We start from the raw sequence: 21831 nt of genomic DNA on the forward strand, positions 1-21831 counted from the left end.
CTCGTTATAGGGATGTGACGCACCGGGATCCCCCGTGTTTGCCCCACACGCCCGGGCGTCACATCCCTTCCTTTTCGGGAGAGGTCCCATGAGCGACCTTGTAGCATCAATCAAAGCTAGCGACATGCACGGCCACTCGCCGGGCCTGGTGCTGCGTTCGCTGGTGATCGGGCTCACCGCCTTCCTCACCGTCGTCGACCTGTTCGCGACCCAGGCCATCCTGCCGTCGCTGACGCGGCATTACGGCGTGACGCCGGCGGCAATGGGCTTTGCCGTCAACGCCAGCACCATGGGCATGGCGATCGCCGGTCTCGTCGTCGGCTTCTTCAGTCCGCATATCGACCGCCGGCTCGGCATTCTGGTGAGCCTCATCGTGCTCGCCGTGCCGACCGCGCTGCTCGCCAGCGCGCCGGACCTCACGGTCTTCACAATCCTTCGCGTCGCCCAGGGACTCTGCATGGCGTCGGCCTTTGCGCTGACGCTGGCCTATCTCGGCGAGCAATGCAGCGCGATGGACGCCGGCGGCGCCTTTGCCGCCTACATCACCGGCAATGTCGCCAGCAATCTGGTCGGCCGGCTGATTTCGGCGGCGGTCGCCGACGGCCTTGGCCTGGCATCGAACTTCTATTTCTTTGCGGCGCTCAATCTTGCCGGCGCCGTGCTGGTCTATTTCACGATTCAGCGCGTGCAGCCGATGCATGCGATGCCGGCTGATCAAACGCCGTTCGCCGCCATGCTGGCGCACTGGCGCAGCCCCCAGCTTCGCGCCGCTTTCGCCATCGGCTTCTGCATCCTGTTCGCCTTCATCGGCACCTTCACCTTCGTCAACTTCGTGCTGGTGCGCCCGCCGCTCAATCTCGGCATGATGGATCTCGGCTTCGTCTATTTCGTTTTCGCACCCTCGGTGGTGACGACGCTGTTCGCCGGAAAGGCCGTGGCGCGCTTCGGAACACGGCCCTCGATCTGGGCGGCGTTGGCAATTGCCGTCGTCGGGCTGCCGCTGATGCTGTCCGCGCATCTGGCGGAGGTGCTGGCCGGCATGGTGCTGGTTGGCGTCGGCACCTTCTTTGCGCAGGCGTGCGCCACCGGCTTCGTCGGACAAGCCGCCCGCGACAATCGCGGCGTCGCCAGCGGCACGTATCTGGCCTGCTATTTCCTCGGCGGCCTCGCCGGCAGCGCGGTGCTGGGTCAGCTGTTCGACCGCTTCGGCTGGGCGGCGTGCGTCGCCGGCGTCGGCGCAGCGCTCGCGGCGGCAGCGCTGCTGACGACCCGCCTCGTTGTCACGCCGCCGTCCGCCGGGTCTCCGGCATGACGAGCAGGATCAGCAGCAATCCGGTTGCCGCTATGCCGGCGAGCCCGAAGAAGGCGACGTTGCTGCCGAGCTTGTCGGTGATGTAACCGGCAAGCACCGTGCTGAGCGAGGCGCCGATGCCGGTGGCGGTGCCGATGATCCCGAGCGTCAGATTGAAGTGACCGCTGCCGAACGCGATGTCGGCGACGACCAGCGGGATCATCACCGCGAAGACCGCGGCCGTGATGCCGTCGAATATCTGCACCGCGACGAGCACGTACGGATCGGTCACCGTCGCAAACAGAGTGCCGCGGATCGCCAGGGCGCCGAACCCGATCAGCAGGAACGGCCGCCGACCCCAAGCCTGCGCCTTGCGCCCGACGGTCGGTGACATCAGAGCCACAATGGCTTGCGGCACGATGATGCAGGCCGCGATCAGGACTGGCGCCCACTGGCTCGACCGCGTGGTGACGACGCCAGCCATGATCGGCAACATGGCAGCATTGGCAAGCTGCAGCAGCAGGATGCTGCCGGCGAAGATCAACAAGGGCTTCTGCCGGATCAGAGTGAAGATGCTGGTCGCCTTCTCGTCCGGCGTATCGCGCGGAATGGCGCCGTGCGCCTGCACGATGTCGATCTCCCGTTCGCGGATGCGCCACAGCGCCAGCAGGGTCGGGATGGCGAGGAGGAACGTAACCAGGAAGACGGAGCGATTGGAGATGTAGTATCCGCATGCGCCCATCAGCGCCGCAGCCGAACCGTTGCCCAGCGAAGCAAAGCGCGCGTTGCGGCCGAGCCGCTCTCCGATCGCGAGCGGGCCGACGAGGCCAAGGCTGATGGCGGCGATCGCCGGCCCCAGCACGCAACTCGCCATCGCGTGCAGGACCGCCGCGGCGGTCACCACCGGAAAGATCGGCCACAATGCATAGGCGAGCGCACACATGCCGATGGCGGCAACGGCAAATCCGGCCACCACCCGTTCCGAGCGCGCAGCATCGACGATCGCGCCGCCCGGCATCTGCCCGAGCAAGCCGACGATGCCGCCGATTGACAGGATAAAACCGATCTCGACCTGGGTCCATTTCTGCGTGGTCAGGTACACCGCGATGAAGGGACCGAAGCCGGTTTGCACGTCGGCCAGGAAGAAGATGAACCAGTCGAGCCCGCGCTGGCTCTCCCGCGACGGCGGCGGCCGTGCCACTACCGGAAGCGGCACAACGGCGCTCGTGGCCGGCCGCTCGCGACGGTCGTCATCATTCCTTGCGATCAAATGGAACGAATGCGCCACCGGATCGCGATCCTCTCTAGTGATCGAATTCCCAGGGCTGCAGGCTGCCCGCGACGCCGAGCACGATGACCGGACGATCCTCCTTGTACTCGGGTGCCTTGCTCACCTGGTCCTTGGTCAGCTCCAACGTGATGCTGTCCTTCTTGTTGGCGACGGCGCCGAAGCGCAGCGCACGCCAATCGACGACGATCTTGCGGCTGCCGACGCCGAGGAAGCCGCCGAAATCGATCACCGCGGCGCGGACCATCCCGTCGCGGTCGACGATGGCATCGACGACGCGGCCCATGTTCTCGTCGGCCGCGCTGCGGACCTCGCGCCCGAGGATGCCGTGCGCGTCGCGCGCCCCTATGACCGTGACAGATGGCGGCGGTTTCGGCTCCTTTGCCACGTCCTGCTTCGGAACATCCTGGGCGGTGCCGCGCCCGGCCGTCTCGCCCTGAGCCCATGCGCCGATGGACGTGGCGAGCGCCACGGCCAATACGGCGATCAACCAACTTGTACGCATACGCTCTCCCCTTCTCTTCGAGACCGCGCCGCCTCAGTGCGTCAGCACGATCGACACCTGGATCTGGCCGCGCGTGCGCAGCACCTCGAGCGAGACTTCCTCGTCATGGCGCCGCAGGCGCAGATCGACGCTGGACGCGCCAAGCTTGAGATCGCGCAGCACGACCTCGTTCAGGAACGCCGGCAAGCGCGGATCGCGCAGGCGTATCTCGCCGCGGGCGGCGTCGAATTCGAGGCCGAGAGCCGCTTCCAGCATCGTGAATGCGGCGCCGCTCGACCAGGCCTGCGGCGCGCAGGCCACCGGGTAGAGCACCGGGCCGCGCTTGCGCTCGCGCCGGAAGCCGCAGAACAGTTCGGGCAATCGCCGCAGGTCCATGTAGCTTGCGGTATCGAACAGGCCCTCGAACAGATGGGCGACCGAGTGCTTCAGGCCGTAGCGGGCGAAGCCGAGCGCGATCAGCGCGTTGTCGTGCGGCCAGATCGAGCCGTTGTGATAGGACATCGGATTATAGCGCGCTTCGCCGTGCGCGATCGTGCGAATGCCCCATCCGGAGTAGAAGCGCCGGCTCATCAGATCGGCGGCGACGCGGCGGGCGCGGTCCTCGCGCACGATGCCGGTGAAGAGGAGCTGCCCGGCGTTGGACGAGCGAACGCGGCATTGCTCCTTGTCGCCGTCGAGTGCCAGTGCGTAGGTACCGAGTTCGTCGCACCAGAAAGCGGCTTCGAGACGTTCGGCCAATTTCTGCGCTTCCGCCTCGAGTTTGCGCACCATGTCGAGACGACCGAGGCGCCAGGCGCAGCGCGCCGCCAGCCGTTTCGCGGCGAATACGTAGCCCTGCACCTCGGCCAGCGCGATGTGACCTTCGGCGAGCCGGCCGTCGGCGTGGAAGATGGCGTCGAATGAGTCCTTCCAGCCTTGATTGGCAAGGCCGAGCTCGCTGGCGCGGCGGTATTCGACGAACCCGTCGTCGTCGGGATCGCCGGGCCCGTCGATCCATTGCAACGCCGCCTCGATCGAAGGCCACAACGTGGCTAACAATTCTTCATCGCCGGTGCGCTCGACATAGAGGCCGGCCAGCAGCACGAACAGCGGGGTGGAGTCGACGCTGCCGTAGTACCGCGCGAACGGCACTTCGCGCAGCGCGGCCATTTCGCCGCCGCGCATCTCGTGCAGGATTTTGCCGGGGTCGGCGTCGGCGAGCGGATCGGTCGCCGTCGCCTGGAAGTGAGCCAGCCGTCTGAGCACGCCGCCGGCGATGCGCGGATCGATCCATAGCATCTGCAGCGCCGAGATCAGGCCGTCGCGGCCGAAGGTCGTCGAGTACCAGGGGATGCCGGCATAGGGATAACGGCCCTGCGGCGTGTCCGTCATCAGCATGTTCAGATCCGCCATGGCCTGGCTCAGGACCTCGTTGAAGATATTGTTCGAAGTCTCGACGGTGGCGGCGCCGGCCGTCTGCCGCCGCATCTCGCGCCGATGCGACAGCAAGCCGCGGAAGAACGGCTCCGATTTGCCCACAAACGGCTTGTTGCAGGAAACGGCGACGGACATTGAAACTCGCTGCTTCGGCGCGAGATCGAAATGCCAGGTCGCGGCATTTACAGAAAGCCGTGTCGGCCGCGGGTCGAAGTGCAGCACAGTGAAGCGGCCCTGGCCGTCCAGCCCGCGATACTCGAGAACGACGTCGGCCGGCCCCGCGAGCTTGCTCGTGCCCACGCCGCGCCTTGGCCGTCGCTCGCCGCGCACCTCGAAGAGATCGGCGAAATCGTTGTCGAACAGCAGTGTCAGATCGAAATGAGCCGTCCGTTCGCCATGGTTCTGCAAACCGATCCGTTGGTAGGCCGTGCCGCGCCACAGAAAGGTCGTGCGTACGAGATGCAGCGTGTCCTTCTGCAGCATCAGGCGGCCGCCCCGATAGACGTCGGAATTGGTGAGGTCGACGGTCAACGCTGAATTGTCATCGCGCAAGTTGGAGCCGAGCAGCAGCGGCTGGACATCGTCCAGCATCATTTCGAGCCGGGCGAGATACCGGGTGTCGGCGTTGAACAAGCCATCGGGGCCACCGGCCGAGGCGCCGATGTCGCCATGGCTGTCGAGGACGATAAAGGTGTCGTCGTGCTTCAGCGAGCGCCGCGGACGCGTCGCCGGCCCGGTCATCGGGATGTAGAACGGCGATTCCACGGCTTGCTCGACCGGACGAATCTGACTTAAGGGTTCTGATGCCATCGCGACCTCGAGCGGCTGATTCATCTCCACGCAACACGCACAACGCCGTTACGTCAGGCCGCATTCACGGCGAGGCGGCCCATCTCGCGTGCGACCAATTCGCGGTAAGGCCCCCTGCCCCGCAGCAGGACGTCGGGATCGCCGTCCTCGAGGATCTTGCCGCCCTGCAGCAGCACGACGCGGTCGAAATTGCGCAGCGTCGCCAGGCGATGGGCGATGGCGATGACGGTGCGCCCGCGCACAAGGCGCGACAGCGCCTCGCGGATCGCCTCCTCCGACTCGGAGTCGAGCGCCGCGGTCGCCTCGTCCAGCAGCAGGATCGGCGCATCCTTGAGGAAGGCGCGCGCGATGGCGATGCGCTGGCGCTGGCCGCCCGACAGCTTGAGGCCACGATCGCCGACGATCGTCGCCATGCCGTGCGGCAGATGATCGATGAAGTCGCAGCGCGCGGCGACGGCCGCCTCCATCACTTCGTCGTCGCTGGCACCCGGCCGGCCGTAGCGAATGTTCTCCAGGATCGAGCGATGGAACAGCGAGATGTCCTGCGGCACCACCGAGATCGCCTCGCGCAGACTGTGCTGCGTGACCCTGGAGATATCCTGGCCGTCGATGGCAATACTGCCGTTGTGGACGTCGTAAAAGCGTTGCAGAAGCGCAAACACGGTCGACTTGCCGCCGCCGGACCGGCCGACCAGTCCGACCCTCTGTCCCGGCGGGATGCGGAGGCTGAACTTCTCGAAGACGTGGGCTCCGTTCGGATAGCGGAAGGAGACATCACTGAGATCGATCGAGGCGCCGCGCTTCGCCAGCGGCGAGGCCTCGGGATGATCGATCAGTTCATGCGGCTGCAGCAGCGTCGCAACCGCCTCGGTGAGGCGGGCGAAATGCTGGGTGACGTCGACGAGCCCCACCGCAAGGTCGCGGGTGGCGCTGAGGATGGCGAGCCCCAGCGTGCATACCAGGACGACGTCCCCCGTGGTCGCAGCCCCGCGCTGCCAAAGCGAAACCACCCAGGCGAGCAGCGCAATCGTCAGCACGACGGTGACGGCCGCGTGGGTCAGCCGAAGCTTTTCCAAGTAGCGAAGGCTGCGGCCGCGCGCCGTTAGCTCGCGGCTCACCGTGGTGTCGAACCTGTCGTGCTCGTGGCCGAAGCCGCCGAAGGCACGCACCAGGGGCATGTTATTGATGACGTCGACCATCTCGCCATCCACCGCTGCTGCCTTGCTGGCAAAGTCATCGTGCAGGGACCTTCCAGCCGCCGCAAAGCGAAACATGGCAAACACCATCGCGCAGGCAACCGCGATCAGTCCGGCTGCCATCGCGGGGCTGACGGTTCCAATCAGCAGAAGCGCGGAGATCGTCGCGATACAGGGCGGCATCACGTTCCATATCATCATGTTCTCAACTGTGAAGACCGCATTCGAAGTGGCCGTGACCCGGCTGGTCAGCATGCCCGGCAACCGCTCGGAGAAGTAGCTGGGAGCGTGCCCGGTGAGATGACGGAACAAGTCGCGTCGCAGATCACCGGTGACGCCGACGAAAGTGAAACTCGCGATCCAGCTCGCCACCCGCCACAGCAGATTGTCGGCCGCGATCAGCGATATGAGGATGATGAATGCCAGCCATACGCCATTTGCGTGGGAAGGTCCCGCGGAGAGCCGATCGACGAGATTCTTGACGCCATATTGCGTGCCCACCGAGCAGGCAACGGCAAGAACAACGGCAGCGAATATGACCAAATGGGCGGCCATACGTTTGCGGAGATAGCGCAGCACGAATGAAACCGGTCGATGCGCATATCCTGAAAGATCCTGCATGATTGCCCTTAAGCCTGTTGATGGCGAACGCGAAGTTCTTCCGCGCGCACGACTATGTGAAGACTCGCCGTTCCGCCCAGCGGCACTGCGCCGTTGCCGCGCAACATTGCTGCAGCATCCGGTTTGTCGAAAATCTGCTTGTGCGAGATGGCATCAGCGAGACCGCAGCGTGAAGGAAGAAAGATCGGCGCAGTCAAGGGAACCTCGCACGTGCGAAAACGTTCCCGCATATCACAGGGCCTGCTGGGGGCTGTCTTCACCCATGTATCGACAGGAGACGCAGAGATGCGCATCGCGCAGGTTGCCCCGCTGACGGAGGCTGTTCCACCCAAACTGTACGGCGGCACGGAGCGGGTCGTTTCCTGGTTGACGGAAGAGCTCGTAACACTCGGACACGAAGTCACCCTTTTCGCCAGCGGCGATTCGCGCACATCGGCGAAGCTCGAGGCAACCTGGCCCAAGGCATTGCGGCTGGATGGCGCGGTGCGCGATCCCAACGCGTTGCATATCGTGATGCTGGAACGCGTCCGCCGCAAATGTGACGACGAGGAATTCGACTTCCTGCACTTCCATCTCGACTATTATCCGTTCTCGCTGTTCCAGCGGCAACCGACGCCGTTCCTCACGACGCTGCATGGCAGGCTCGACCTGCCGGAGCATCAGCCGGTGTTCCACACCTTCAAGGCCCCGGTGATCTCGATCTCGAATGCCCAACGGCGGCCTGTGCCGCAGGCGAACTGGATACGCACCATTCACCACGGCCTGCCGGAAAACCTGCTGACGCCCGGGCCGGTCAAGCCGTCCTATCTCGGCGTGCTCGGCCGGATCGCGCCGGAAAAAGGCATCGACTGCGCCATTCGCATCGCGACGCGATGCGGCATTCCGCTCAAGATCGCGGCAAAGGTCGATCGTGCCGACCAGGATTACTACGACGAGCTGATCCGGCCGCTGATCGAGAGCAACCCGCTGGTCGAGTACATCGGCGAGATCGGCGACCGCGAAAAATCCGACTTCCTGAGCGGCGCGATCGGGCTGCTGGTACCGATCGACTGGCCCGAACCGTTCGGCCTCGTGATGATCGAGGCGATGGCCTGCGGCGCACCCGTGATCGCCTTCAATCGCGGCTCGGTCGCCGAGATCGTCGATGATGGCGTTACCGGCTTCGTCGTCGAGGACGAGATTAGCGCAGTCGCCGCCGTGGACCGGCTGGCGGGTCTCGACCGCGGCGATATCCGCAAGGTATTCGAACGGCGCTTCACCGCGCGCCGGATGGCGCTCGATTACCTTGCGGCGTATCGCGGCCTCATGGAGGAAGCCGAGCCTCGGATGAAGCTCGTCAGCAGCGCGGAATAGCGCAGCTCGCCGCAGCGCGCGTCAGGCGACCGGCGTTCGCTTCGGCTCGACGATCTCGAACATCCGCGGGAACTCGTCCATCAGCATCATCAACTCGCCGAGCTTCAGCGGATTGCCGGCGACCTTGATCCTGCCCGCACCGACCGCATCCGGGAACGCGGTGACCTTGGCGATCACCTCGTCGAGCACGCTGCGCGCCAGCGTGAATCCGGCATCGGCATCGCCGGCCTGCGCGCCGGCGACATAGGTCAGCGCGGAATTCTCGAGATTGAGGACGAAGGTCTCGCCGGTATCGGTGAAACTCCAGTTCAGCACGATGCGCTTGCCCTCGGCCTTCGGTCCGTTGAGGCGGACGCCGAGTACGTCCCACAATTGTTCGGTGCGCAGCGCCGCCAGCGTCTCGCGCGGCATCGCCGCGCGCGGCGGCGCCTTCGGCATGCCCTGCCGCAGCTCCTGGGCGCCGAACAGATAGGCGTTGCGCCAGGTCGAGCTTTCGGCGGCATAGCCGAGTTGCTCGAAGGTGTCGGCGAGAAGCGCCCGCGCCGCCTGGTTGTCGGGATCGGCGAACACCAGATGGCTGACGGCCTGCGCAACGAAGCGGAACTCTCCCTTGCCGAAGTCCTGGCGTGCACGGGCGAGCAATGCGTCTGCGCCGCCCATGTACTCGACGTATTTCTTGCCGCTCTCGACCGGCGGCAACGGATCGAGGTTGACGGGATTGGCGTCGTACCAGCCGAGATACTTCTGATAGATCGCCTTCACATTGTGCCGGATGTGGCCGTAGTAACCGCGGCCGTGCCAGGCGCCGTCGAGGCTCCTGGGCAGGCGGATAGTTTCCGCAATCTCGGCGGCGGTGAGGCCGTGGTTCATCAGGCGGATGGTCTGGTCATGGGCGAACTTGTAGAGATCGCGCTGCTGGCGGATCATGGTGTCGATCCGCTCCCTGCCCCACACCGGCCAGTGGTGCTGGCCGCACATCGCCTCCGCCCTGCCGCCCCACATCTGCAGGGCCTCGCCGAGATATTTCGACCAGGCCAGCGCATCGCGCACGTCGGCGCCGCGGAACGGCAACAGATTGTGGAAATTGTGCGTGCAGTTTTCGGCAAGATTGAGCAGCCGGTAGCGGGGCACATAGAAGTGCATCTCCGCCGGCGCCTCGCTGTTCGGCGCCATCTGGAATTCGAATTCCAGCCCGTCGATCGCACGCGTATCGCCGGTCGCGATGATGAGATCGGTGGGACGCACCAGTGCGACGGCGCCGGCCGCCATGGTCTTGCCGAGCCCGCAATCGACATGGCCGCGAACGCCCTTGGCGAGGAACGGCCCGAACTGGTATTGCGCGCGGCGCAGCATCGCCGGCCCGGCGATGATGTTCTCGGAGACCGCATGCTCCATGAAGAGATTCGGCGCAATGATCGGCACCTTGCCTCCGGCGAGCGCCGCGTCGTCGAGCACGCCCCGCGCACCGCCCCAATGATCGGTATGGGTGTGGGTGAAGATGACGGCCGTGACCGGCTTGCTGCCGCGGTGCCGGAAATAGAGCTCCATCGCGGCGCGCGCGCCCTCGATCGAGGTCAGCGTGTCCACCACGACCACGCCGGTGTCGCCCTCGATCAGCGTCATGTTGGCGATGTCGAGCCCACGCACCTGGTAGACGCCGGGCACGACCTCGAACAGGCCGTGGTTCATGTTGAGGCGCGATTGCCGCCACAGGCTGGGATCGACCGTCGGCGGTGCCTTCTCCTCATTCAGAAACGCATAGGGCTCGAGGCTCCAGACCAGCCTGCCTTGTGCCGAGGTTATCCTTGCGTTGTCGATGGTGCCGAGGAAGCCGCGCGCTGCATCGTCGAAATCGCGCGTATCGGAAAACGGCAGCGCCTTCAGCGTCGCCTCGTGCTGCGCGATGACGAACGGGGACGCGTCCTTCGGCAGTTCCGTGGGCATCTCGGTGGCAGTCTGGGTCATACTCTGGCTCCCCTTGAATCTCTTCGTCGCCACGATCAGCGGAATTCCATCCCTTCGAACTGGCCATTGCTGCGCCACGCGTCGATGTACTTGAAATAGGCCAAGGCGCCCGCGGGATGGCCGACATTGAGCTTGGCCGCGGGACCCGGCTCTTGACCCTCGTTGTTGTAATAGCCGGGCGTGCAATCCTGCGAGCCGATCATTCGCCCGGCGCCGGTCAAGAGAAGCTCGATCCAGCGATCCTCGGCCTCTTTGGCGACCTCGATCTCCTTCGCACCGATGGTCCGTACATGGCTGACAATCGTCGCGATGGTTCTGGCCGCCTCGGTCAGGTTATGCGGCACGTTGGAAATGAGATTGGCGCCCTGCGTCGGCTGCACGAAGAACGCATTCGGAAAGCCATGCACGTGAATACCGTGCTTGGTGCGCATGCCCTCCGACCAGTAGTCCGACAGTTTCGCGCCGCCGCGACCGCTCAAATCGAAGCCGGCACGGCGCCTGTACTCGGTGCCCACTTCGAATCCCGAAGCGTAGATGATGCAGTCGAGCCGGTACTCCCTGCCCGCGACGACGACGCCGCTGGCGGTGATCTTCTCGACACCCTTGCCGTCGGTATCGACCAGATGCGTGCCAGGCGTGTTGAACGCCTGAAGATAGGAATCATGAAAGCATGGCCGCTTGCAGAGCTGGCGATACCAGGCCTTCAGTTTCGTGGCGGTTTCACGATCCCTGACGATGGTGTCGATGCGCGCGCGGATTTCCTCCATCTTCTCGAAGTCGGATTCCTCGAACGCCGCGAGCATGTTCGGCGGCGTTCGCTGCTCGCGCGGCAACTGGATGATCTTGGCGCGGATGCGCTTGTTCAGATCGGTCCAGCCGTCCTGCACCAGATCGACCTCGGCGGCGCCGCCGGCCTGGTTGGCGGTGAAGTTTTCCAGCCAGCGCTGCTGCCAGCCGGGCGTTGCGATCTCCGCAAACCAATCCGGATCGATCGGCGCATTGTCGCGGACGTCGACCGAGGACGGCGTGCGCTGGAAGACGTAGAGCTCCCTGGCTGCGCGGGCGAGGTGCGGTACGCACTGCACGGCGGTCGCCCCGGTGCCGATGATGCCGACGCGCTTGTCGGCAAGCTTCTCCATCAAAGCGCCCGATGGATCGCCGCCGGTGTAGCCGTAGTCCCAGCGGCTGGTGTGGAACGAGTGCCCCCTGAACGACTGGATGCCGGGAATGCCGGGCAGCTTGGGCACGTGCAGCGGCCCGGTACCCATGCCGACGAACTGCGCCGTGAAGGCATCGCCCCGCGTAGTGCGGATCAGCCAGTGCGATTTCGCCTCGTCCCATTCGAGGCTCACGGCCTGGGTATGGAACAGCGCGTTGTCGTAGAGGCCGAATTGCCGGCCGATGCGCTGGCAGTGCGCGAGTATTTCCGGCGCATGCGCATATTTCTCCGACGGCATGTGGCCGGTCTCTTCCAGAAGCGGCATGTAGACCATCGAGGCGGTGTCGCATTGCGCGCCGGGATAGCGATTCCAGTACCAGGTGCCGCCGAAATCGCCGCCCTTTTCGACGATGCGGACATCGCGGATGCCGGCCTCAACCAGCCGTGCCGCCGTGACGAGCCCGGCAAAGCCGCCGCCGATGAAGGCAAAGGTGACGTGATCGTTCTTCAACTCCCGCGGAGCGACGGGCGTATAGGGATCGTCGAGATAGTGGGCAAGCTGGTCCTTGATCTGCAGGTACTGGTCGTTGCCATCGGGACGCAGCCGCTTGTTGCGCTCGTCCAGATATTTCCTGCGCAGCCAGTCCTTGTCGAACAAGGCGGTCTCGAGAGGTTGATCCGTCATCGTCATTGGAAAGCGCCTCGTTGCGAAGTCGGCCGTCGCGCCATTATGGCCCAAGCAGGGAGGACCGCCAAACCGCCGCAGCGCTCGGCAGTGGCGCTTCGACGGCCCGGTGCCGCGGCAGGCCCAACAGCATTCGCGCGGCAGGTAGACCCTGGCTCGCGGCCCGGCAATTGACAGCGCCGCTTCCGCTTACAACAATCGCTCCCGGCCAGATGCGGCCGCCCGGCCGCGAGAAGCGGTCTCAAATTCCCAAGGAAGATTGCGTGACAAGCAACGAAATGGACACCTATGAATGCGACGTGCTGGTCGCAGGCTCCGGCTGCTCCGGCATGGCGGCGGCGGTCACCGCCGGACATCACGGCCTCGAGGTCGTGATCGTCGAGAAGGAGACGAAATTCGGCGGCACCACCGCGCGCTCCGGAGGGTGGCTGTGGATACCCGGCACTTCTCTGGCGCGCGACTGGGGCATCGTCGAAAGCCCGGAAGCCGCGCGGACCTATCTGCGCCACGAGGCCGGCAACAGCTTCGATGCCGCCCGGGTCGATGCCTTTCTCGCGACAGGCCCGGAAGCGGTCGACTTCTTCATCGGCAAGACTGCGCTGCGCTTCGACATGCCCCTGACCTTTCCTGATTATCACGCCGAGGCGCCGGGCGGCACGCAGGGCGGCCGCTCGATGGTGACCCAGCCGTTCGACGGGCGCGAGCTCGGACCCCTGATCGAGGATATCGGCATGCCGCTGCCCGAGCTCACCGTGTTCGGCATGATGCTCGGATCCGGCAAGGACATCGTCCACTTCATGCGCGCGACGAAGTCGCTGACCTCGGCGATCTACGTCGCAAGACGCCTGTCGAAGCATTTCATGGATGTGATGCGCCACGGCCGCGGCATGACGCTGACCAACGGCAATGCGCTCGCGGGGCGCCTCGCCAAGTCCGCGCTCGACCTGAATATCCCGCTGTGGCTCTCCAGTCCCGTGCGCGAGCTGATCGTCGAGGACGGCGCGGTGCGCGGCGCGATCGTCGAACGAGATGGCCGGCGCATCCGCGTCATCGCCCGGCGCGGCGTCGTGCTCGCCTGCGGCGGCTTTCCGCATGATGTGAACAGGCGCAAGACGATGTTCCCGCACGCGCCCACCGGCACTGAGCATTTCTCGCCCGGCCCGGTCGGCAACACCGGCGACGGCCTTCGGCTGGCGGAAACCGCCGGCGGACGCATCGAGGATACCCTGCCCAACGCCGCGGCGTGGGTGCCGGTCTCCATCACCACGCGCAAGGACGGCAGCAAGGGCGTGATGCCGCACTTCATCGACCGCGCCAAGCCCGGCGTGATCGCGGTGACGCGCGAGGGCAAGCGCTTTGCCAATGAGGGAAACTCCTACCACGACTTCGTACAGGGCATGGTGAAGGCCGCAAAGCCGGGCGAAGAGATTTGCGCTTTCCTGATCTGCGATCACGCGACGCTGCGCAAATACGGTCTCGGCTGCGTGCCGCCCTTCCCGATGCCGCTCGGCCATCACCTCAAGACCGGCTATCTCAAGCGCGGCGGCACGCTGGCGGAGCTTGCGCGCGAAGCCGGGATCGATGCCAAGGCTCTGGAAGCGACGGTTGCGGCGTTCAACAGGAATGCCGTCGAGGGACGCGATCCCGACTTCGGCAAGGGGTCGCGCGCCTATAACCGCTATCAGGGCGATCCGCTGCACGGGCCGAACCCCTGCGTCGCGCCGATCGGGAGCGGGCCGTACTACGCCATCAAGATGGTGGTCGGCGATCTCGGCACCTATGCCGGCATCAAGACCGATGCGCATGCGCGGGCGCTCGACGCCGACGGCAAGGTGATCGAGGGCCTCTATGCCGCCGGCAACGACATGGCGAGCATCATGGGAGGCAATTATCCCGGCGCCGGCATCACGCTCGGGCCGGCGCTGACTTTTGGCTATATCGCGGGCAAGCATCTGGCGGGGCGAACGTAACCTCACGCGCGGCGCAGGCTCACCGGCCGCGCCTTGACGGGATCGAGCAGCGACCAGTCGCCGTCTTCCAGCACGTAACCGCCAGGGAACGGCGCGCGCAGCTCGAGGCCGAGCGAGCGCAGCACGCGGTCGTCGCGGTAGTAGCATTGCAGCACGACGCGGACGAGCGTCGCCGCGGCTGGGCCGCCGGTAGCGCGGAATTCCTGGGCGATGCTGTCCCGCTTCGCCGCATCGAGCACCGCCAGCGGCTTGCCGGCCAGCCGCGCCAGATGATCGAGCGCCTTCGCGACCAGTTCGGTGTCGCGGCCGAGCGTCATCAACATGTCGGCCTGGATGGCGGGATCGTCGGCGCCCGGCACCTTATATTCGTCGCTGGCGGGAATGATTATCGCGGCAATGGTGCGGAGATCGTCGCGCTGGGCCTCGGTCAAATCAGACATCGCTTCCTCAGTCGAAGAGATTGGCGAGGCGCTGCTTCATCTGGTCGGCGATGTAGAGCGCGATAGCCTGGATGGTGGAGGTCGGGTTGACGCCGCCGGAGGTGACGAACACGCTGCCGTCGACGATGAAGAGGTTCTTCACGTCGTGCGAGCGGCCCCATTCGTTCACCACGGAGCGGTCCGGATCTGTGCCCATCCGGGCGGTGCCGAGCAGATGCCAGCCGCCCCACGGGATCGGGTCGTTGATGCAGATATCGGTGGCGCCGGCAGCTTCGAGAATTTCCCGGCCGCGCGCCAGTCCGTGATCCATCATCTTGCGGCTGTTCTCGCTGATCGTGTAGTCGATCTTCGGCGCCGGGATGCCGTGGCCGTCCTTCAACACGGGATCGAGCGTGACGCGGTTGTGCTCCTCGGGCAGATCCTCGCAGATTGCGGATACCGCGAGCCGATGGCCGTTGAGCTTGCGGAACACGCGGTGATGGTCCGCGCCCCACGGCAGGATGCCCTTCTGTTCGCTCGCGACGGCTTCGAACACAGGCCCGGCGCCGCGGCCGAACTGGATGCCGTAGCCGCGGACGAAGCCGCGCGTCAGATCCGTGTCGTAGAACTCCTTGCTCCAGAGGCAGGTTGGCGGCGCGCGGTTGGAGTCGGTCACCTCCTTCACGAAGCCGTAGATTTGTGCGTAGGGATGGAACATCAGGTTCTTGCCGACCAATCCGGATGAATTGGCGAGGCCATTCGGGAAGCGGCCGGAGACCGAGTTCAGCAGCAGCCGCGGCGTGCCGACGCCGTTGCAGGCGATGATGACGACCTCGGCCGGCTGGAACTGTTCGACGCCGTCCTTGTCATAATAGACGACGCCGGAGGCCATGCCGTGCTCGTTGGTCAGGATCTCGCGCACGCGGCAATGCGTCTTGAGCTCGACGCCGGCGCGGATCGCGTGCGGCCAATAGGTAATGTCGGTCGAGGCTTTCGCTCCTTGCGCGCAGGCCGGCGTGCAATGGCCGAGATTGATGCAGCGCGCGCGGCCCTCGTAGTCCATTGTCGCGACCGTGGTGTCCGACGGCCACCAGTGCCAGCCAAGCTTGTTCATGGCCTTGCCGATCAGCGGTCCGGAAAGTCCGAGCGGTTGCGGCGGCATCGGCGGATGCGTCAACGGCGAACGCGGGTCGCCCGACAGGCCCGACACGCCCATCATCCGGTCGTTCTCCTCGAAGAACGGGGTCAGCGTGTCGTAATCGATCGGCCAGTCGTCGGCGACGCCGTCCAGCGTCCTCACCTTGAAATCGCTAGGATGCAACCGCGGCCAGTGCGCGGTGTACATCACCGTCGAGCCGCCGACGCCGTTGAAGTTCACCACCTTGATCGGCGAATTGTCGTCGTTGATCGGATAGTCCTCGGGCCGGCCGCGGATATTCGGACTGGTCGACCAGTCGCCGTAGAACTTCGCCTCCCAGTCGCGCCCCGTGCTGGGATATTCCGCCGGATTCATCCAGCCGCCCTGATCGAGGCAAAGGATATGCATCTTAGTGTCGGCAAGGCTCCAAGCCACCGCAGCGCCGGAGGCGCCGGCGCCGATGATCAGGACGTCAACGGGATCGTTCATGCTTGCTTACCGCCCCGGCCATCGCCTTGCTCCCTGCCGTCGCCGCTTGGCGGGCGACCGGCTCGCGCAAGACGATAAGGGGAGAAGCGACGGCGAGTAAAGCCGGCCGAAATCGATACCGCCATGCGGGAAATGCGGTGGACTCGTGTTGCGGCGCTGCTGGCGCATCTCACTCCCCTTCGTCCCGACGAACGCATGGCCTTCGCCGGGACGACAGTGAGTGAGACGCGCCGTCGGCGATTCCCCTCACCGCCCCCCGCTGCGCCAGGATCTTCTCCGCGGCGCGCAGGTGCGGCTTGTCGAGCATCTTGCCGTCCAGCTTGACGACGCCGGAAGGGTTGCCGGCAAACGCCGCGACCACGCGTTCCGACCAGGCGATCTCCTCGTCCGTCGGCATGAAGGCGGCGTTGACGATGTCGACGTGCTTGGGATGGATCACGGCCTTGGCGAGGAAGCCGTCCTGCCGCGCGGCGATCGACTCGGCCTTCAGTCCCTCGAGATCGTCGAGGTCGGCGGCGATGGTGTCGATGGGAACGACACCAGCGGCAGCGGCTGCGATCAGGCAGAGATCGCGGGCCAGCACGAAGGGCGAAGCGAACCGGCCGTCGGTGCGGTTGCGCGAGGCGCCGAGAGAAGCCGCGAGGTCCTCCGCGCCCCACATCATGCCCCACAGCCGTGGGCTCATGTTCTCGAAATCCATCAGCTTCAGCACCGCACGCGCGGTCTCGGTGGCGACCGTGACGATCCGCGTCGTGCCCAGCTCGATACCCGATGCCACCTCGAAGGCGTCGAGATAGAGCGCGAGCGTGTTGACATCGGCGGCGCCCGCGCATTTCGGCAGCACGATGCCGTCGGGCCTTCCCGGGATGACGGCGGCGAGGTCGCCGAGCGTCATGCCGGTGTCGATCGCGTTGACGCGGATGTACATCTTCTGCGCGGGATTGCGCGCATCCAGCATCTGCCTGACGATGCCGCGCGCGGCGACCTTGCCCTCCGGCGCAATGGAATCCTCGAGATCGAGGATCAGCGCGTCGGCCACGGTCTTCTTGGCGCTCTCGAATTTCCGGACGCTGTCGCCGGGAACGAACAGGAACGAACGCATCGCATCACGCCTTCGGTTTGCCGAGCATCAGGCCGGTGCGGCGGCAGCTCGCCACCACCTCGCCGCGCTGGTTGGTCATGGTGTGCTCGAACTCGACCAGCCCCTGCCCCGGCCGCGACTTGCTCTCGCGCTTGGAAATGATTTTCGTGTGCGCCCGCAGCGTGTCGCCGTGGAACACGGGCTTGGGGAACTTCACTTCCGTCATGCCGAGATTTCCGACGGTGGTGCCGAGCGTGGTGTCGTAGACGCTCATGCCGATCATGATGCCGAGCGTATAGATGCTGTTGAACAGCCGCTGGCCGAACTCGGTCTTCCCGGCGAAATCCGCATCGATATGCAGCGGCTGCGGATTCATGGTCAGCAGGCTGAACATGGTGTTGTCCATCTCGGTGACGGTGCGGGAGAATTCGTGGTGGAATTCCTGCCCGACCGTGAACTCCTCGAAATAAAGTCCGGCCATCTAGCGCCCCTTGTAAGCAGGCGTCCGCTTCTCGACGAACGCATTCAATCCTTCCTGGCAATCCTCGGTCGTCGCGACCAGCGCAAAGCTTTCGGCGGCGTTCTCGACCGAGCGGCGGAAATCGGCATCCACCGCACGCATGAAGGCGTCGCGGCCGATCTTCATCACGATCGGCGACTTCGCCGCGAGCCGCCGCGCGATCTCGCGGGCGCGGTCGAGCGCGGTGCCCTTGGGGACCACCTCGCTGAGCAGGCCCATGCGGAACGCGGTTGCGGCATCGAAGGGATCGCCGAGGAACAGCGGGCCGAACGCCTGGTGCTTGCCGACCAGCCGCGGCAATTGCACGAAATGGATGGCCGGGATCAGGCCGACGTCGATCTCGGGGTAGCCGAAGGTCGAGGCGTCGCCGGCGACGATCATGTCGCAGGAGATCGCAATCGTCATGCCGCCGGCACGCACCGCGCCGTCGATGGCGGCGATGGTCGGCTTGCCCATGCGGTATTGCGTGTCGTTGAGCGCGAAATAGAGCCGCTCGAGGAACTTCTTGGTTTCGATGCCGGGCTTGCCCCTGACGATGTCGAGGTCGAGCCCGGCGCAAAATACCTTGTGCGCGCTGGCGACGATCACGGCGCTGACGGCATCGTCGTCCTTCGCCTTTGCCAGCGCCGCGAGCAGCGCGTCGATCAGCGGCATGCTCAGCGCGTTGACGGGCGCGCGGTCGAGCATGATCTCGGCGATGCCGCCGGAGACGGAATAGCGAACCAGATCAGAGCTCATGCCCCGCCTCCCTCATTGGCCTGGCGCACCGCGCCGGCCTTGATGAGATCGTCGATGGCGCTACGGTCGAGACCGGCCGCCAGCAACACCTCGACACTGTCCTGCCCGATATCGGGTGCGGGCCGCAAGTCGTCTTCGGAGAATGAGGCAATGCCCGGCGTGCGCGGCGAATAGACGAGGCCGACCCCGGGCGTATCCTGGCAGACGGCAGCCCTGGTCGCCTCGACATGGGGACTGCGCAGCCATTCGCTCGGGTTATGGATGCGCTCGGCGATGACGTCGGCGGCGTGCAGACGTGTCAGCCATGCTTCGGTCGGATCGTTGCGGAAGACCTCGCGCAATTGTGGAATCAGTGCGTCCACCGCGTCCGCGCGGGAAGCGAAATCGGCAAAGCGCGGATCGGCGGCGAGGTCCTCGCGGCCGATGGCGCTGCACAGGCGCTTGTATTGCGCCTCGTTGACCAGCGTCACCATCATCCAGCCGTCGCCGGTCTGGTAGGTCCCCGCGGGCACGTTGAGTGCGCGCGGGCTACCTCCCTCAAGCACGTGCTCGGCGACCTTGTGACCGAGCAGCGCGGCGGTCGATTGCGCCAGGTTGACGTCGATCCAGCGTCCGGTGCCGGTCGCGGCGCGCGCGAACAGCGTGGTGGCGATGGCCTGGAAGGCATAGACGCCGGTGACGACGTCGGAGATCGTGGTGCCGACGCGATGCGGCAGGCCGTCATTGCCGGGATTGACCGAAACGAGGCCGGAGAATGCCTGCGCCACCGAATCGGATCCCGGGCGTTTCGAATACGGCCCGCTCTGGCCAAAGCCGCTGATGGAAAGATAGATCAGGCCGGGATTGTCGCGCGACAAGTCCTCGTAGCCGAGCCCGAGGCGCGCGGCGACGCCGGGACGAAAACCCTCGATCAGAACGTCGCTCTCCTTCGCGAGCCGCCTCGCAATGGCGATGCCGTCCTTGTGCTTCATGTCGAGGCAAAGGCTGCGCTTGCCGCGGTTATAGACCGCCGACAGCGTGGTGTGGCCGCCATAGGTGGTGCCGAGAAAACGCGACCAATCGCCCTCCGGCGGCTCGACCTTGATGACGTCGGCGCCGTAGACGCCGAGCAGCATGGCGCAATAGGGCGAGGCGATGCCCTGCCCGAAATCGAGCACGCGCAGCCCCCGATACGGCGCCTCGTGCGTCGGCGACGGTTTCGGTCCGCTTGCCATGGGTTCTCCCGGATCGCTCCCCGCTCGGCGCCGGGGCGCCCGCGGATGTTATGGTTGCCGTTGAACAAGAGCATTTCGGTTCTGATTGAATCAGAACCGAAGCTCTGGATTCTTGATTTGACGCGTTTTCTTCACGCGAACCGGTATCCACTTCGCTTGAAAACGCTCCAGGTAGCGGCCGACGACGAAAGGACGATTTCAGAGCCCGGGGGGTGACGTCAAGCGGCGCATCCATTACGGGTTGGCGGAAGGCTCGCCAAGGAAGCAGACATGAGCAGCACTGAAGGCATCGTCCTCGTCACCGGCGGCAGCCGCGGCATTGGTGCTGCGACCGCAACGCTGCTCGCCGAGCAAGGCAAGAAGGTCGTCGTCGTCGATATCAAGCCCGAGCCGATCGGAGGCGGCGCCATTCTGTGGCCGGCGCCGTTCGATGTTGCCAGCGAAGACGCCGTTGTCAGCGGCGTCGCCGATATCGAGCACGCGCACGGGCCCATTGCCGGCCTCGTCAACGCCGCCGGCATTTTCGGCAAGATGCACCGCCTCGAAAAGGTGCGGATGGAGCAATGGGACCGCGAGGTCGATATCGACCTGCGCGGCACCTTCATGGTGGCGCGCAGTGTCGGCGTACGCATGGCGCAGCGCCGCCATGGCGCCATCGTCAACGTCGCTTCTGTCGCCGGCATGACGTCGGGGCCGATCCACGCCTATACCGCGGCGAAGGCCGGCGTCATCCAGCTCACGCAGACGCTTGCCGCCGAATGGGGCTGCGCCGGCGTGCGCGTCAACGCGGTGTCGCCCGGCTTCACCCGCAGCGCGGCGCTGGAAGCCGGCATCGCTTCGGGTGCGATGAACAAGGCGCTGATGCAGCGTTACGCCGCGATGAACCGCATGGTCGAGCCGATCGAGGTGGCGCAGGCCATCGCCTGGCTGCTCGGTCCGCTGAGCAGCGCCGTCACCGGCGTCAACCTGACCGTCGACTGCGGCTTCCTCGCCGGCTCGACCTGGGGCGCCTATGGCGGCCTGCCGCAGCCGCCGGCCAATCGCGACGATCGATAGCAAGCAAGCACATCTGAAATCCGGAAATCAGCGGAGACGCGCCCGGCAGCCGGCGCCGCAAAAATGGAGGGAACCGACTGTTAGGTTTGACGGTGCAAAACACCGGGAACCTATCAGAAGGCTAACTTGACACTTTCCGATATCGGGCGCAGCATTTTTTGTGTGCTGCACCTGTCGGGGTTGCGAAGCACCGGCTTCCCGCCCCGCAGGAATTGCCGCCCGGCAGGCACCGGACGGCAGGCAGGAATGCGGACGAAGGTCCGTCGGCCCACTCTTGGAGAGGAGCATGACGCCACCGGCTCAAACACGCGACCTTGCTTTGCAGGGTCACGGCGCAAGGTGAGGTGAGAACAGCTGCTAACCCCGCGTTGTGCCGCCGACAATTTGAACACTAAAGCAGGATCGAAGACACAAAGGCCACGTGCCGTGTCGATCTTGAGCTTGAACTGACGTGTGCCAGACATCTCTTCGCTGAGACGAAGAACCCCAGGGCCCCGCGATGCCATAGCTGCACCGGGGCCCATTCATTTTGGAACAAGCAAGGCTGGGAACAAGCAAAGCACCGATTTGATCGGCGAGCCGGAACCGAAACCATCGGCAGGCTTACTCTCCTCAAGGCCGAAAGGAGGGTTTGATGAAATGGATATTGCCCGGCCTGGTCCTGGCAGCGATGACCGCCTCGGCCCTGCCCGCCCTCTGCCAGAGCGCAAGGGGAACGCCGGCCTTCTACATCGTGCTCGATACGCGAACCAAGCGCTGCACGGTCGTCGACGAGACGCCGAGGACCGACACGCTGACCATTACCGTCGCCAACGACACGATCTATCCGACCCGCGAGGAGGCAGAGACGGCCATGAAGGCCCTTGCCTCCTGCAAGAGCCAGTGAGGCCATCGCAGCGACCGTTTGGATTCCATTT

At 65.4% G+C, this 21831-nt stretch carries 18 protein-coding genes; 5 read left to right on the top strand and 13 right to left on the bottom strand.

All coding sequences use genetic code 11. The features are described from left to right. Window positions 1-88: 88 nt before the first annotated feature. A complete protein-coding gene (locus ACT4OC_RS14420; protein WP_444839664.1) occupies window positions 89-1312 on the top strand; it encodes an MFS transporter in 1224 nt (407 codons plus the stop codon). Here ACT4OC_RS14420 and ACT4OC_RS14425 read toward each other — a convergent pair. The 5 genes from ACT4OC_RS14425 to ACT4OC_RS14445 all read right to left on the bottom strand — a co-directional run bounded on the left by ACT4OC_RS14425 (window position 1281) and on the right by ACT4OC_RS14445 (window position 7324). After that, a complete protein-coding gene (locus ACT4OC_RS14425) occupies window positions 1281-2507 on the bottom strand; it encodes an MFS transporter (RefSeq protein WP_444839665.1) in 1227 nt (408 codons plus the stop codon). The two genes, ACT4OC_RS14420 and ACT4OC_RS14425, sit on opposite strands and share 32 nt — an antisense overlap. Window positions 2508-2595: 88 nt before the next feature. Continuing rightward, the gene (locus ACT4OC_RS14430; protein WP_444839666.1) at window positions 2596-3084 is read right to left on the bottom strand and encodes a PRC-barrel domain-containing protein; all 489 of its coding nucleotides are present in this window, start codon (window positions 3082-3084) and stop codon (window positions 2596-2598) included. A 33-nt stretch (window positions 3085-3117) separates the two neighbouring features. Continuing rightward, the gene (locus ACT4OC_RS14435) at window positions 3118-5310 is read right to left on the bottom strand and encodes an amylo-alpha-1,6-glucosidase (protein WP_444839667.1); all 2193 of its coding nucleotides are present in this window, start codon (window positions 5308-5310) and stop codon (window positions 3118-3120) included. 53 nt (window positions 5311-5363) lie between these two features. Next, the gene (locus ACT4OC_RS14440; protein WP_444839668.1) at window positions 5364-7127 is read right to left on the bottom strand and encodes an ABC transporter ATP-binding protein; all 1764 of its coding nucleotides are present in this window, start codon (window positions 7125-7127) and stop codon (window positions 5364-5366) included. An 8-nt stretch (window positions 7128-7135) separates the two neighbouring features. After that, a complete protein-coding gene (locus ACT4OC_RS14445) occupies window positions 7136-7324 on the bottom strand; it encodes a hypothetical protein (protein WP_444839669.1) in 189 nt (62 codons plus the stop codon). 88 nt (window positions 7325-7412) lie between these two features. Between ACT4OC_RS14445 and ACT4OC_RS14450 the strand changes: the two genes are divergently transcribed. Continuing rightward, window positions 7413-8480, top strand: coding sequence for a glycosyltransferase family 4 protein (locus ACT4OC_RS14450; protein ID WP_444839670.1), 1068 nt, complete (start codon window positions 7413-7415; stop codon window positions 8478-8480). 21 nt (window positions 8481-8501) lie between these two features. On the opposite strand, the gene ACT4OC_RS14455 is transcribed toward ACT4OC_RS14450, so the two are convergent. Both ACT4OC_RS14455 and ACT4OC_RS14460 read right to left on the bottom strand, forming a co-directional pair. Continuing rightward, window positions 8502-10445, bottom strand: coding sequence for an alkyl/aryl-sulfatase (locus ACT4OC_RS14455; protein ID WP_444839671.1), 1944 nt, complete (start codon window positions 10443-10445; stop codon window positions 8502-8504). A 35-nt stretch (window positions 10446-10480) separates the two neighbouring features. Next, a complete protein-coding gene (locus ACT4OC_RS14460) occupies window positions 10481-12295 on the bottom strand; it encodes a flavin-containing monooxygenase (RefSeq protein ID WP_444839672.1) in 1815 nt (604 codons plus the stop codon). A gap of 272 nt (window positions 12296-12567) precedes the next feature. On the opposite strand from ACT4OC_RS14460, the gene ACT4OC_RS14465 reads away from it, so the two are divergent. Then, the gene (locus tag ACT4OC_RS14465) at window positions 12568-14259 is read left to right on the top strand and encodes an FAD-dependent oxidoreductase (RefSeq protein WP_444839770.1); all 1692 of its coding nucleotides are present in this window, start codon (window positions 12568-12570) and stop codon (window positions 14257-14259) included. 2 nt (window positions 14260-14261) lie between these two features. Here ACT4OC_RS14465 and ACT4OC_RS14470 read toward each other — a convergent pair whose 3' ends face one another. The 6 genes from ACT4OC_RS14470 to ACT4OC_RS14495 all read right to left on the bottom strand — a co-directional run bounded on the left by ACT4OC_RS14470 (window position 14262) and on the right by ACT4OC_RS14495 (window position 19858). Further along, window positions 14262-14699 carry a hypothetical protein gene (locus tag ACT4OC_RS14470; RefSeq protein ID WP_444839673.1) on the bottom strand — a complete coding sequence of 146 codons (438 nt, stop codon included), beginning with the start codon at window positions 14697-14699 and terminating at the stop codon, window positions 14262-14264. Window positions 14700-14706: 7 nt separating this feature from the next. Further along, complete coding sequence (locus ACT4OC_RS14475) at window positions 14707-16305, bottom strand: GMC family oxidoreductase (RefSeq protein ID WP_444839674.1); 1599 nt, start codon at window positions 16303-16305, stop codon at window positions 14707-14709. A 169-nt stretch (window positions 16306-16474) separates the two neighbouring features. Further along, window positions 16475-17407: an HpcH/HpaI aldolase/citrate lyase family protein gene (locus tag ACT4OC_RS14480; RefSeq protein ID WP_444839675.1), complete on the bottom strand. Its 933-nt coding sequence runs from the start codon at window positions 17405-17407 to the stop codon at window positions 16475-16477. Between the two features lie 4 nt (window positions 17408-17411). Continuing rightward, window positions 17412-17867, bottom strand: coding sequence for a MaoC family dehydratase (locus ACT4OC_RS14485; protein ID WP_444839676.1), 456 nt, complete (start codon window positions 17865-17867; stop codon window positions 17412-17414). Next, window positions 17868-18644, bottom strand: coding sequence for an enoyl-CoA hydratase/isomerase family protein (locus tag ACT4OC_RS14490; protein ID WP_444839677.1), 777 nt, complete (start codon window positions 18642-18644; stop codon window positions 17868-17870). Beyond that, a complete protein-coding gene (locus tag ACT4OC_RS14495; RefSeq protein ID WP_444839678.1) occupies window positions 18641-19858 on the bottom strand; it encodes a CaiB/BaiF CoA transferase family protein in 1218 nt (405 codons plus the stop codon). Before ACT4OC_RS14495 ends, ACT4OC_RS14490 begins: the two co-directional genes overlap by 4 nt. A gap of 270 nt (window positions 19859-20128) precedes the next feature. Between ACT4OC_RS14495 and ACT4OC_RS14500 the strand changes: the two genes are divergently transcribed. Both ACT4OC_RS14500 and ACT4OC_RS14505 read left to right on the top strand, forming a co-directional pair. Beyond that, window positions 20129-20914, top strand: coding sequence for an SDR family NAD(P)-dependent oxidoreductase (locus ACT4OC_RS14500; RefSeq protein WP_444839679.1), 786 nt, complete (start codon window positions 20129-20131; stop codon window positions 20912-20914). A gap of 634 nt (window positions 20915-21548) precedes the next feature. Continuing rightward, entirely contained in the window at window positions 21549-21800 is a 252-nt protein-coding gene (locus ACT4OC_RS14505; protein WP_444839680.1) for a hypothetical protein, read from the top strand. Window positions 21801-21831 lie beyond the last annotated feature (31 nt).

Source organism: Bradyrhizobium sp. (assembly GCF_052389815.1).
Classification (GTDB): Bacteria; Pseudomonadota; Alphaproteobacteria; order Rhizobiales; family Xanthobacteraceae; genus Bradyrhizobium.

Bases quoted from the DNA above. Each gene is read 5' to 3' on its own strand.
- ACT4OC_RS14485 (WP_444839676.1), bottom strand. From the start codon at position 17,867: ATGGCCGGACTTTATTTCGAGGAGTTCACGGTCGGGCAGGAATTCCAC.
- ACT4OC_RS14475 (WP_444839674.1), bottom strand. From the start codon at position 16,305: ATGAACGATCCCGTTGACGTCCTGATCATCGGCGCCGGCGCCTCCGGC.
- ACT4OC_RS14495 (WP_444839678.1), bottom strand. From the start codon at position 19,858: ATGGCAAGCGGACCGAAACCGTCGCCGACGCACGAGGCGCCGTATCGG.
- ACT4OC_RS14470 (WP_444839673.1), bottom strand. From the start codon at position 14,699: ATGTCTGATTTGACCGAGGCCCAGCGCGACGATCTCCGCACCATTGCC.
- ACT4OC_RS14500 (WP_444839679.1), top strand. From the start codon at position 20,129: ATGAGCAGCACTGAAGGCATCGTCCTCGTCACCGGCGGCAGCCGCGGC.
- ACT4OC_RS14455 (WP_444839671.1), bottom strand. From the start codon at position 10,445: ATGACCCAGACTGCCACCGAGATGCCCACGGAACTGCCGAAGGACGCG.
- ACT4OC_RS14490 (WP_444839677.1), bottom strand. From the start codon at position 18,644: ATGAGCTCTGATCTGGTTCGCTATTCCGTCTCCGGCGGCATCGCCGAG.
- ACT4OC_RS14450 (WP_444839670.1), top strand. From the start codon at position 7,413: ATGCGCATCGCGCAGGTTGCCCCGCTGACGGAGGCTGTTCCACCCAAA.
- ACT4OC_RS14435 (WP_444839667.1), bottom strand. From the start codon at position 5,310: ATGGCATCAGAACCCTTAAGTCAGATTCGTCCGGTCGAGCAAGCCGTG.
- ACT4OC_RS14420 (WP_444839664.1), top strand. From the start codon at position 89: ATGAGCGACCTTGTAGCATCAATCAAAGCTAGCGACATGCACGGCCAC.
- ACT4OC_RS14465 (WP_444839770.1), top strand. From the start codon at position 12,568: ATGGACACCTATGAATGCGACGTGCTGGTCGCAGGCTCCGGCTGCTCC.
- ACT4OC_RS14460 (WP_444839672.1), bottom strand. From the start codon at position 12,295: ATGACGATGACGGATCAACCTCTCGAGACCGCCTTGTTCGACAAGGAC.
- ACT4OC_RS14440 (WP_444839668.1), bottom strand. From the start codon at position 7,127: ATGCAGGATCTTTCAGGATATGCGCATCGACCGGTTTCATTCGTGCTG.
- ACT4OC_RS14505 (WP_444839680.1), top strand. From the start codon at position 21,549: ATGAAATGGATATTGCCCGGCCTGGTCCTGGCAGCGATGACCGCCTCG.
- ACT4OC_RS14480 (WP_444839675.1), bottom strand. From the start codon at position 17,407: ATGCGTTCGTTCCTGTTCGTTCCCGGCGACAGCGTCCGGAAATTCGAG.
- ACT4OC_RS14430 (WP_444839666.1), bottom strand. From the start codon at position 3,084: ATGCGTACAAGTTGGTTGATCGCCGTATTGGCCGTGGCGCTCGCCACG.